Raw genomic sequence first — 11,712 nt, 5'->3', positions numbered from 1 at the left:
CTTTCTATTGGAGCATTTGATAGTTCACCCATATATCCTTGTTCCTGCCACCTTCATTAAAGAACTCAAAACGAAATTCAGTTCCCGTCGGACAAGGAATAACAGCGGTAAAATACATTCCTTCAGGCAGGTCCTTCGTGAAGATCCGTTGGCATACCAGCTTATCTCCCACATATAAATTCCAATAATCGCTGGACTCATAAAAGGACGCTCCCACAGCTACCGCAAGCAGCTCGCAATTATGACTGACTTGCATTGTGCTTTCTACCTTGCCAATTCCTCTCGATTCAATCCGATTGCCCACAATGTACGGCTGGGTCTTCGTTGGCATAAAAGGCGGGTCCAAACGCCCGCCTACCATATAGCTAGCAAAATTAGCACCACTGGACAACGATTACACCGCCCTTACATAATCAAGAGTCAGATTTTTGAACAAGCCATTTTCCCGGATAATGCTTCCCCGTATAGCGTTTAACGTCAGAATATCAGCCTCTTCTTCCATTTCTGCGTTCAGGGTTGTGGAGGCTTTAAGTTCAATAAAAAATCCGGTCACCTGCAACAGATCGTCTCGATACAGCGTTAGCCGTTCCGACAAACCGTTATCATAGGTGTACAAAACTGACGTTACCAATACAGGATATTGAGGCATTTCACGGGCCACATCGATGGTAATGACATTTGGCTCCTCCTGAGCCTTTTTATCCAACAAGTCGTCCGTCTGACCTGCATGTACCCTTTCCTTGCGTACTTCGCGTCGAATCAGATCAATAATCGGAAATACCTCGTTGGAATTCGTAAAATTCTGGTTTTCCAAAGTTCACACCTCCCCTTCTCCTTCAATATAAGAAAAAGGAAATGACAATTAACGCAGGCTGCGTAATGCCATTTCCTTTGCTTGTGCTATGGATTATGGATTATACCGTCAAAATCAGGATGTTGCAGGAAGAGCGGTCCAGGTCAGCTCCAGATAGTTGACCATGCCGCATTCATTACCGACCAGTCTGTTGCCTTTAATCAGATAATATCCTCCATTACAGGTATGGTTGTCATACACATAACAACCGTCCAAAAGCTCTATGTGCGGGTTGCCCTGAATGGCAATATTTTTGGTGCGGGCTTGTCTTTTCATATCAAAAAATACTTTATTCGCTATCTGCTGCTTGAGATCGCGCATGGATGCCTCATCCTGCTCTTCAATCCATGGCAGCTGCAATCCCACGGTTCTCATGTTCCCTTTGGTGGCGAGAATCAGGCTTTTATCGAGAAAATGCTCTGTTAACCCCGTAGAACCAGTAATCATCAGATGATTACGAACACGCGAATAGTCGGTAGAAGACGTCATTTCAAGCAAATGATTATCTGTAAATTTCCACTTGGAACGCGCTACCTGATCCCAATCCGGAGTATCCAGAAAATCCATCCGTTTCAAAACAAACGTTCCGTAGCGATCGCATCTGACATCATAGGGCAAATCCTGTATGAGCGTTTGTATCGCATCTGATGCCCTTGTCCCCGCCTTGAAGGATACCTTTGCTACGACAGGACTTTTCCAGCCTTCTGCTGTTTTCACACGTTCTTGATCTTGGATCGTCTGAAGTTCTCCTGTCTTGGGGTCAAATTTCATATAGGAATGCTCGCCCTTCTTCACATCAACATACACCGTTTCGTCTATATCCAAATCAGGGTATCGGCAATCTTCACTGTGCACACGCCATGAATCAAGACCGGCTGCAACCACAATATCCTTGACAATGCTGGACTTCATCCAGGCAAAGGCGCCGCCGTCCCCGGCATACGCTTCCTCTGAAGGGTAGACCATATCCTTATAAAAAACAAATTCCTCCAGCATGTCATAACGGTCTACACAGTGAAACGTAAGCGTTCTTCTCTTGGCATCCTCCTCAATTTCACCCTTGATCATGCCTGTAAATACACGTACCAGCTCATCGCCATAACCTGCATAAATACGGATGGGAGTCCCTTCACTAATCAGATGCCGTCGTTCTCCCTCCTCCCAATAGGTAAATTCATTAGACGGCTGCTTCTTTCCATCCGAAAGTGAAGCGTACCGTTCCAAGAATGGGGAATAGATCCCTTTGCCATTATTTAAAGTTACGGTGGCTGAGGTAGAGGACATGTCCATGTGAGAATGAACCTCCCAGTTCATCACATCCCGTTCCAGTGAAACGGTATCCTCATACTTAAACCCGCCGACATCATACCATTTCTCCTTATACGTATCTGCGATATGGGTGGCAAACTGCTCAATGGAGTAATCATGAAAAGCATATTTCACTTCTGCAATATATAGGCCACCACTGGATACGGAAAACCGCAGCCTGTTCGTCGTATCATCGCCGGATACGCCGCGTACCCGGGTATTTTCCCATTGTTCGATACCGCCTGGCAGTATGTTTTTTATATATACATCCATATCCGTTTCGTTATGACAGGTTACAACATAATCAGTGTACTCACTCAAATGGTTATGGCTATAGGAGCCAACATTCGTAGAAATCCCCTGATCTGTAACCTTGATCACAAAGGCTTTGGAGCCATTGGATATCATTATTTTCCCTTGTGTTCCCTGATCGGCCTTGATTCGGAACTGCATCGTAAATGGAAATTTGTTGATCTTCCCAGCCCGTTCAATACCAGCTTCTTCCCTTACGGTGGATATTTTCTGCTGATTTCCCAGATCCGTCACCACTACCTGCTGATCGGGAGTCCAATTATTTATTGTGCACATCGGGTCTTCAAACGTCCAGACGGTTTTGGCCGAGATGGATTCCACATCAAATTCTCTGGCTTTCAGTAAAGTGATCCCGAAATTGCCCCTTGACGCCTTGGAAGGATTCGACATGGAAAATTCAATTTTGTGGTGTCCACCAGTCACTGGAATAGAGGGAGGATAAGCCAGTCCATTTTTGGCGTTTACCCCTTCAATGGTCGCAACTATATGGTCGTCCACCTTCACCTCTACTCTGTCCTCGATATCCATATCCGAAACATAGGCCCAGCTCAAACAGCCTGCCTTGAACCAGTCATGAACAAACGTGAATTTCTTCACCTGGCCTGCCCCTTCTGTTCGGTCAAAACCTAAAACATTACGGACCTGATTAGGCGTTTCATTCGTGAAAAATTGTGTGGCACCTGCGATATCCACAAATTTCGAAGGGTCCAGACTCGTTTTTTGAGCCGTAAAATCCTTGAAGTACGATACCTTCTCCGTGGCCCGATTGATCTGGTAGGATACGATGGCTTGATCTACTTCTGAATTTGCGCCGCGAGTTCTTCCGTCTCCCCACTGCTTGATTTTTGCAATGACAGGTTTTCGCCCAAATTGAAGGCTTTTCTCCGCATTTTCCATTAAAATCTCAATGCGTTTGCCCTTCGTGGAGCCAGCCGTATCATCGGCCACATATTCACCCCAATTTTCCCCCTCTATCCATAGCTCAACCTTGCTTCCCAAAGGAATGACAGAAGGATCGACAGCGATAATTTTGTAGTCCTTCCACTGCCGTACATCCGTTCCGCCTCTTGTAATCCCTTCAGAGTTGGCAGGATTCACATAATAAGCCCACGCTTCCATGCTATATTCGGTGTAGGATTCGGCAGCGCTGGCTTCCAACGATGAAGCGGCCACGCTTTTATTCTGAACAGCCGTATCCAGCGTTCGAATGGGCAATTGTATGGCTTTTTCCCCACGCAGGAAAGCTTCGGGGTTCAGATCCTTGCCATCCTTGCGAACCTCAAAATGAAGATGTGCTCCATCTCCGTCCCCACTACTATTCTTGTGGCCCGAGTTCCATGCTACAGCAATCGGGTCTCCAGCCTTCACATGATCTCCAGCCTTGACCATCATGGCACCCGGTTTCAAATGAGCATAACGGGTCGTCCAGCCATTGCCGTGATCAATATATACAGCGTGACCGTAACCCTTTACGGCACCTGCGGCAGTAATTCTTCCGTCCCATACAGCATGGATGGTGTCACCCTTGTTACAATCCAGGTCCAATCCTTTGTGGAGAGGACGCTTGGGATTCACTGACCAGTGGCGACTGGTGACCAGCATGCCCTGAATGTGATTTGAATCGGTAACATGTTCACGCATTTTTGCACTTGAAAGGATAGGCATGGACATAGGCAAATTGGAGAGACGTGCTACCTCGCTAATCTTTATTGCTTCCTTTTCACTTGTTAGTTGGGTCACACCATCAATGGATAAAAAGTCTTTAACGGCCGTATCTTTTACATATTGAACGACGGCTTGGTTTGGCCGCGATCCGCGGACATAGGACATTTTGTCCAGTTCTACAATTACGCGTGGCTGACGACCCAGTGCCTGTACACGCTTCATCACGGATTCAAGCAATTGGTTAGAGGGATTACGTACATCGGATACAAAAGTCATTTTTTCATCTCCTATCTAAATTTTTCCAGAGCCCATTCTATGAACCGGTTTAAAAATACGACGGCTTCCGCACGTGTAATACATTTTTCAGGCTCCAGCATATTGTTTTCATAAAGTGGAAATACGTAGCTTCCATCCAGAAACTGCTCACTCATCAAGTCCATAACATCCTGCTCATACCATTGGCCTGAGAAGGAGCTTCGATCCTGCAAGGTTCTCAGTGGATACGTATTGCTCTCCAATCCACGGTCGGTATATCTGTTATAGATATCCACCCGCATCTGTTGAAGAAGCACAAGAAACTGTGCTCGTTTCATACGAACATTCGGAAAGAAACGATCATGATAGCGGGCGTGGGCAGTGCTTACAACAACGGTCTCCTGTTTGAATTGCACCCTTCCGGCATCACGATAGTTATAACCGACAATTGCGGTAAATCCGTTATAGTTGAAGGGGAGATATACAATTCCTTGATGAATCGCAAATACATCCTGTCTGAAGCCGAATGCCTTCTTTATAACTTCACTTGGATCTTCTTCCGATAAAATCTTCACAGACAGCCGCTTGAGCTTGGTTCCCAGAACCGTGACCGTCTCCGGCTGATATTTCGTTTGGTCCTGATAATCAGCCGCCATGGACAAGGTCGCTGAAGGGAGGGAAATCGCACTTTCGTCCGTCTCAACATAAGGCCCTTGAACACAGCCATCCTTCCGATAAGCGGGTCTGCCATATGCGATGCATACCACCTCAAGTCCGCCAGATAGAGGATTGGGCATCGTTATCTTTTCATTCTCCACTTTTTCAGGCTGTACCTGAACTCCATCGATGAGCACAAAAACCGGATTTTCAATATGCGCCTGATAGCCGGGAATGGCAAACTCCTGTTGACCATCGAACGTGACATAGCGCTTGATCATGCGTTCATGTCCTTGTTCAAAAGTGTCGTAGGCCATTCCCTCTATAAAGCTGTGCTCGTTTGGAGCATCCAGACCTGATCGTGCCATATCTAACATATCTCTATAAAACCAGTCCAGTGGATCTACATCAATCCAGCGTTTCATCTCAATACCCCCTTAGAATCCGGTCCACATACCTGTAGGACCTCATCAAAAAGGTGATTCCCTCTGCCCGGGTACAGCTCTCGTCTGGTCTGAAATAAGGGCTAACTTCCCCTTCATCCGCAGGGATGGTAACCATACCACGCTGTTCCATTTCCTCGATATAGCTGGATGCCCAATGGCCTTTGAGGTCCATGAATTGGCTTTTGCAGCGGGAATCATCGCTTTGCTTGCGAATAAGCGACATTTGGACTGTGATGATATATTTCGTCTCCATCTCCGCTGTTTGAATATCTGGTTTACCTGTCACAATCCCCAGGTAAATCGTGCCTTTTTCATCAAAGTACTTGTGCTCTGAGCCTATAAAAGATAGCCAGTCCGCGTATTCCTTTTTAGAGTAAAATAAAAGTGTCAGGGTAGCTGTATAATGTGAGGTTCCACGATTGACCAGACCTGCCGAGTAGGAAAACGTCTCATGAACATATGATTTCAGATTCGGAGCCGGTGGCTTGTACTCGTTGACTAGCTTAGCCTTAACCTCGACAAAACGAATTCCGTTATCGTAAAATAGTCGCTTTTTGTAGATCATGTCTTCTGATTTATTGGGACTTTGCTGAGTCAAATATATACCTCCTGTCATTAAAAAATGATGATTTGCTCCACTACGACGGATGATGGATTAATATGATGTACTGCTACGATAAGCAGTGGTCGGATTCATAAGAAGCTGATCGCGCAAGCTTCCCACCCTACCATTTTTAAGACCTCTTCCCAGCCTCTTGCCTATGGTCTCCAGTTGGGTCGGACTTACGTTATTCGTAACATTAGGCAATGTCACATGGACAACAACATCACCGGAGTTGATCGTATAAGATGGCTGCACGTTTGTACGTGTCAGATATTCATTTTGGGTCAGCTCCGTAACGCCCCCTGGCATATGAAACGTTCCCGTTAATGACTCCATCCCAGCCCAAATCCCCAATTGGGCTTGCAGGGACTGCCCTCTCCATTCGCTGATCTGCTCCTGGAAGTTCCATGAAGCTTCCGCCGGCTTCATATGAAATGTGCGCTGATGACTGAGTACACTTTGCAAGCCCTGAGCTTGATGCTTTCGTATACGGATGTACTCCATAGAGCCTGTTCGTACAGCTGCTATTTCAGCGTTTAGCATTTCCCTGCTTTGAGCCCTCTGCATCTTGCTCACATATTCATTCATGGGGAGGGTCGGCGACTCCGTTGTACCATTCATCTCATATTGCATACTCTGACTTGGATCTGCTGGTGCCTGATCTGATTTCTGTAGCTTTGCTTCCGGCCTTGTCCTAAAATTTAAAAAGGTACTTAACGTGCGCTTGTGTTCCTCCAAACGCTCAAAGCGTAATTCCAATCCCTGCCTCTCCTCACTAGAAGAATGCTTTAGTGTCTGAATAAATGCCTGTAGCTCCACAAGCACATCAGTCTCTATATCACCCATGCATTCACCACCTTTTATAAAATGAAACTCCCGCCCCTCCATATGGAGCAGAGCAGGAGTGTCCTTCAACCAAGCATATTGGCCAAAAATGCCATATCTTCTTCGTCCGCTATCTTATAGCTGCCCATATATGAGCCGTCTTCCCTGACTTCTTCACGGCCTGTATGGCGGGTATCCGAACGATCCATTTGATCAGCCCCGCTCCATAGCCCAAAGGCAGACATAGAGGATACTTTAATTGTAAATTCGATATGGTCATGACACTGCTCCAGATAGTAGCCCAACTGAGGGAGGGTAAGGTCCCAAACCTGATGCTTGTCCAGGTGACAATAATGGGCCAGCTTAAAAAAAAGATTCGCCCAGTCAATGGGAGCTTGCCGATCATACTCCAGTTCCTCATCCTCAGTGGCTACATGGACTTTTTTATTCCATTCAGTCCGATCATGGCATCAATAATTCGCTTGGCCGTTTCGAGGTCAACATACTCTTCCAAATGCTCAGGAGTCATCCAGCTGTAATAAGGCTTGAAGCCCATCATCAGCACATCTATCAGCTCATGATAACGATCCGTACCTTCGGGATCATCCGGGATCAGATTTGCAATAATAATGCCGGAATCAATAGCATTCAGCTTTTTAATCAGCTTACGCGCATCCTTTAACCCAAGCGGGGGCAAATAATACGTTTTACCGTCACGTAGACGCACCTGTTCATCTTCTTCAAAGAATGCTTTTTCTTTGATCTGAGCTTCCTCTTCTGTCAAAATCTTCTTTGCATCTTCCGCAACTTCAGCTGACTTGGGAAGCTCATTTTTGGATGGAATGGTGAGCTCTCTTTCGTTCATTCTGAAAACACATCCTTACGTATCAGTTGTTAACAGATGCCGCTGCGACCTCATAACGCTTGATCGTACCTAGCTTGTTATCAAAGCGTTCCGGATCAATGACCGTCAGGGTCACACTATGCGTAGACGCCTGCTGGCGCTGAGCATCAATCGTGAAATTGGATTTCACGCGACATTGATACAATTCCGTTTGGTATCCCTGTACAGAACCGTCCTTTTGCTCAAAACGGCCATCATGAACCAGATGAACCGTCAACGGTAAATCCCTGCTCGAAATATCCAGAACATCCACCACTTCATTGCGTTTATAGTTTACATAGATGGCTACATCCTTCAAAGCCGTATTGAAAATCAGCTTGCCCCCTTCAACAAGGTATTGCTCCTCGGTAGGGGTCCCGGTGGGCAACTGTTTGAGAAGCTTGTTTCCTGTTAACGTACGCACTGAAATTTCAGGTGTGGAATACAGCGAAGTACCAAAGACAAGCTCTGCTTCACACTTCCCGTTCACTTCCTGAATCACGTGCTTCTCTTCCAGTTCCCACACAAATCCATCGTCGTCCTGCTGAACTCCACTCAAAGCAACAGGATAAACAATCACTACTTTTTTCCCGGCCAAGGCTACCTCGAACACTGCCTTATTACCTGTCACGGTAACTCCTGTGGTTACATCTGTGCCAGTAATCACATCTTCGTAGGCCTTAATAGCAGGACTTGTCGCTGCGGCTTCTGTGAGCAGCACCTGGTATGGAGATTCCCCCGGAACCGTCACCGTTTCCGTTACCAGTCGGTAAGACGCTCCGCTAACACCTTCACGCAGCTTGGAACCGAGGACGAGACGGACCAGATTTAAGTCAAATTTGGCATCTTGAGCCGTAATATCAATCGTCTTTTTACGAAGCAAAGCATCCAGGGGCACACTGGAATCTCCACCCTCGATATCCTGCATATCAAGCTGGATGTCCAGAAGCATATTGTTCAGTGTTCCGATCGTGATGAGTTCATCTCGATTCGGAATTTTAGCCATGAACTTGCCCGCGCCTTTAATCAACATTTTTTTGTTCTTCGTTATCCCCATCTTTAAAACCTCCAGTTTATTATTCCATTCCAATGGCATCCCGATTTTGAGCAAACCACCTTCCTGACGATATCAATATAAGTGAAGCATTCGAGGTTTTAACTGTATCGGCGTACTTGATCCCTTTCATTGCCCTCGTTTCTTCATACAGGGTCTACAACCCTCAATAGACGACCTCGGAATATGCTGCTGCCGATTAGACTGTTCAACCTCATGTGGATAAACAAGACTCCCCGACTGATCTATTACTTTACCTGTGAGTTCGCCAATACAATGCAGGCACAGCAAGGCATCTCCTGCCATTTTCTCCTGTGTAAAACTTTCTCTGGCCCTCTGTGTCACATAACGAAATTTACATCGGGTGCATAGGGTAAACTGCTTCATTCCATAGCCTCCTTCATAGCAAAAGGTTTGATTAGACGATCCCTATACTTCAATATAAGCAACTGTAAGCTTCATTGAACGATTCTCTATATTCAGCAGTGAGAACATGCGAAAAAAAGGAGGGGCGCCCCCAAGCCAATTATGGCTTGAGAGTCTGCCCCTCCTCTTCTATAAAGCGGAAGTTGCGCGCGATGTACAAAATCGGTGTACCCGCCGCGGTCAGTACGAATTTTAAAATATAGGTGGTAAACAACAGCTCCAGCCATATCCCCCACGCATAGCCGTAAAAGGCAATGCTACAAAAAATGAGCGTATCTATAAACGAGCTGATCATCGTACTGCCATTGCCACGAATCCAGAGCTGATGACGCTCCGGGAAAAATTTGCGAATCCAGGCGTACAGACGCACGTCCAGCAATTGACTGACCGCATAGGCTGTCAAGCTGGCAAGCGCAAGTCTAGGCAGCAATCCGAACAGCTGTTGCATCGGTGTCTGGGCAAAATCCGTTGCAGTCGGCTGGAACAGCAGAACCATCTGCATCGTGATCGTCGTCATAATCAGCGTGAAAAAGCCGAACCACACCGCTTTGCGTGCCTCTTTAGGTCCGTATTTTTCATTCAGCAAATCACTGGCCATATACATAGAAACATACATCGTATTTCCCAATGTTGTGGTAATGCCGAGCAGATCAATGGTTTTGGTGACCTGAATGTTGGCCAGTACCGTAGCGACACCAATCCAGGCGTACAATCCTTTTTTACCGAACAAACGATAACATAACAAAAAGAACATAAAATTGACGAGGACAAAAGCTGCCCCCCATAACAGATTAAACATGAAATCCTCCTAGTTTTGATAGCGCGGGATGGTTGCGAACCGCGGTTCATCCGAAGCAAGCCGGAAAAACATTATTTTAATGTATCATAGATCAGGATTGGTGAACAGCTATAATTACATTACGATGAAACCAAAACAAAGAGCCGCCTGATGGCCGACTCTGAACATTGAGGTGCACGATACGTTTTAACGTTTACTTAAGAGCGTGCCGTCGCATCTAAATCCAGGCCACGGTCATTGAACACGTCGTGATCATTCTCCTTGAGCACCTTGCCGGAAATGAGTCCTGCGGTAATCGAATCATTCACATTCAGCGCTGTACGCCCCATGTCAATCAACGGTTCGACCGATATGAGCAGGCCCGCCAAGGCCACTGGAAGATTCATGGTAGAAAGCACGATCAGGGAAGCAAAGGTGGCACCACCACCTACCCCGGCCACGCCGAACGAGCTAACCGTAACGACCAGAATGAGCGTGAGAATAAAGTCCCAGCTCGTCGGATCAATGCCCATGGTTGGAGCAATCATAACCGCCAGCATGGCCGGATAAATCCCCGCACAGCCGTTTTGCCCAATGGTCGCTCCCAAGGTCGCAGACAGATTCGCGATGCCATCGGACACACCAAGCTTTTTCGTCTGTGTTTCAACATTTAACGGAATGGTCGCCGCACTGGAACGAGAAGTAAAGGCAAATACCAGTGTAGGCAATACCTTTTTCACATAGGTCACCGGATTGTAGCCGAACAAGGCCAGCAAAATAAGATGAATGACGAACATAACCAATAAAGCTACATAAGAAGCAAGTACAAACTTGATCAGCTTCAAGATTTCATCCGGATTGGTTGTAGCTACGACTTTAGTGATCAATGCCAAAATGCCGTAAGGCGTCAGCCTTAGCACCAGCGTCACAATCCGCATCACCACAGCGTATACGGCGTCGATGACTTTGCGGAAGGTTTGCGCCTGCTCCGGTTTTTTGCGATCCAGTCCAAGCACAGCCACCCCGATAAAGGCCGAGAAAATAACCACTGCCAGCGTCGAAGTACGACGCGCGCCCGTCATATCTTCAAAAGGATTGGAAGGGATAAATTCCAGCACCTGCTGTGGAATGGTCATATCCTGAACCGTTCCAAGACGCTCTTCCATCTTCAAGCCCTGTGCCTGCTCCTTTTCCCCGCTTTGAATCTCAATCGCTTTTAGATCGAACGACAGGCTGGTTACTATACTAACGGAAGCAGCAATAGCCGTTGTAATCAGCAGTACAGCAATAATGGACACGCTTATTTTGCCAAGGTTTTGTCTTCCCTTCAAATTCATAATAGCCGAAATAATCGACACCATGATGAGCGGAATAACTACCATTTGCAGCAAACGGACATAACCATTACCTGCAATGTTGAACCAATCAACCGATTTCGTAATCACCTCGGAACCAGAGCCATAGGCGTACTGAAGAATAGCCCCGTAGATCAGACCGAAGCCCAGCCCGGCAAATACCCTTTTTGTAAAGGAGATGTGCTTCTTCTGCATCCAGACCAATACGCCGAGCAGTGCAAGCAGGACGAGCACGTTCAAAATAATAAAGAAGGTATCCATATATTTTTCCTCCAGACAGATGATGTTGTG

12 protein-coding genes are annotated in these 11,712 nt (G+C 46.5%); all 12 read right to left on the bottom strand.

All coding sequences use genetic code 11. The features are described 5' to 3' along the window. Positions 1-4: 4 nt before the first annotated feature. Complete coding sequence (locus BAZ21_RS08445) at positions 5-391, bottom strand: Low copy number virion structural protein (protein WP_068498927.1); 387 nt, start codon at positions 389-391, stop codon at positions 5-7. A gap of 3 nt (positions 392-394) precedes the next feature. After that, complete coding sequence (locus BAZ21_RS08440) at positions 395-814, bottom strand: hypothetical protein (protein ID WP_068498925.1); 420 nt, start codon at positions 812-814, stop codon at positions 395-397. A 114-nt stretch (positions 815-928) separates the two neighbouring features. Beyond that, positions 929-4,414, bottom strand: coding sequence for a peptidoglycan DD-metalloendopeptidase family protein (locus tag BAZ21_RS08435; RefSeq protein ID WP_068498923.1), 3,486 nt, complete (start codon positions 4,412-4,414; stop codon positions 929-931). A gap of 11 nt (positions 4,415-4,425) precedes the next feature. After that, a complete protein-coding gene (locus BAZ21_RS08430) occupies positions 4,426-5,475 on the bottom strand; it encodes a hypothetical protein (RefSeq protein ID WP_068498921.1) in 1,050 nt (349 codons plus the stop codon). A gap of 1 nt (position 5,476) precedes the next feature. Next, complete coding sequence (locus BAZ21_RS08425) at positions 5,477-6,094, bottom strand: S-layer homology domain-containing protein (protein ID WP_068498920.1); 618 nt, start codon at positions 6,092-6,094, stop codon at positions 5,477-5,479. A 57-nt stretch (positions 6,095-6,151) separates the two neighbouring features. After that, the gene (locus BAZ21_RS08420) at positions 6,152-6,946 is read right to left on the bottom strand and encodes a hypothetical protein (protein ID WP_068498919.1); all 795 of its coding nucleotides are present in this window, start codon (positions 6,944-6,946) and stop codon (positions 6,152-6,154) included. A gap of 65 nt (positions 6,947-7,011) precedes the next feature. Next, a complete protein-coding gene (locus BAZ21_RS08415) occupies positions 7,012-7,230 on the bottom strand; it encodes a hypothetical protein (protein ID WP_007429417.1) in 219 nt (72 codons plus the stop codon). A 125-nt stretch (positions 7,231-7,355) separates the two neighbouring features. Further along, positions 7,356-7,790, bottom strand: coding sequence for a DNA polymerase III subunit gamma/tau (locus tag BAZ21_RS08410; RefSeq protein WP_068498917.1), 435 nt, complete (start codon positions 7,788-7,790; stop codon positions 7,356-7,358). Between the two features lie 22 nt (positions 7,791-7,812). Continuing rightward, positions 7,813-8,865, bottom strand: a complete 1,053-nt coding sequence (locus BAZ21_RS08405) for a hypothetical protein (RefSeq protein WP_068498915.1) — start codon at positions 8,863-8,865, stop codon at positions 7,813-7,815. Positions 8,866-8,991: 126 nt separating this feature from the next. Continuing rightward, entirely contained in the window at positions 8,992-9,249 is a 258-nt protein-coding gene (locus BAZ21_RS08400) for a hypothetical protein (RefSeq protein ID WP_068498914.1), read from the bottom strand. A 139-nt stretch (positions 9,250-9,388) separates the two neighbouring features. Then, entirely contained in the window at positions 9,389-10,087 is a 699-nt protein-coding gene (locus BAZ21_RS08395; RefSeq protein ID WP_068498912.1) for a queuosine precursor transporter, read from the bottom strand. Between the two features lie 197 nt (positions 10,088-10,284). Continuing rightward, positions 10,285-11,682, bottom strand: coding sequence for an L-cystine transporter (locus tag BAZ21_RS08390; protein ID WP_068498910.1), 1,398 nt, complete (start codon positions 11,680-11,682; stop codon positions 10,285-10,287). Between the last annotated feature and the right edge of the window lie 30 nt (positions 11,683-11,712).

The organism is Paenibacillus kribbensis, assembly GCF_001705305.1.
Taxonomy (GTDB): Bacteria; Bacillota; Bacilli; order Paenibacillales; family Paenibacillaceae; genus Paenibacillus; species Paenibacillus kribbensis_B.
Note: the sequence above shows the minus strand (reverse complement) of the source record. Positions and strands in the feature narration are given on the sequence as shown.

Excerpts from the sequence above, each read along its gene's own strand:
- BAZ21_RS08435 (WP_068498923.1), bottom strand. The coding sequence starts at position 4,414 with ATGACTTTTGTATCCGATGTACGTAATCCCTCTAACCAATTGCTTGAA.
- BAZ21_RS08430 (WP_068498921.1), bottom strand. The coding sequence starts at position 5,475 with ATGAAACGCTGGATTGATGTAGATCCACTGGACTGGTTTTATAGAGAT.
- BAZ21_RS08420 (WP_068498919.1), bottom strand. The coding sequence starts at position 6,946 with ATGGGTGATATAGAGACTGATGTGCTTGTGGAGCTACAGGCATTTATT.
- BAZ21_RS08410 (WP_068498917.1), bottom strand. The coding sequence starts at position 7,790 with ATGAACGAAAGAGAGCTCACCATTCCATCCAAAAATGAGCTTCCCAAG.
- BAZ21_RS08405 (WP_068498915.1), bottom strand. The coding sequence starts at position 8,865 with ATGGGGATAACGAAGAACAAAAAAATGTTGATTAAAGGCGCGGGCAAG.
- BAZ21_RS08400 (WP_068498914.1), bottom strand. The coding sequence starts at position 9,249 with ATGAAGCAGTTTACCCTATGCACCCGATGTAAATTTCGTTATGTGACA.
- BAZ21_RS08395 (WP_068498912.1), bottom strand. The coding sequence starts at position 10,087 with ATGTTTAATCTGTTATGGGGGGCAGCTTTTGTCCTCGTCAATTTTATG.
- BAZ21_RS08390 (WP_068498910.1), bottom strand. The coding sequence starts at position 11,682 with ATGGATACCTTCTTTATTATTTTGAACGTGCTCGTCCTGCTTGCACTG.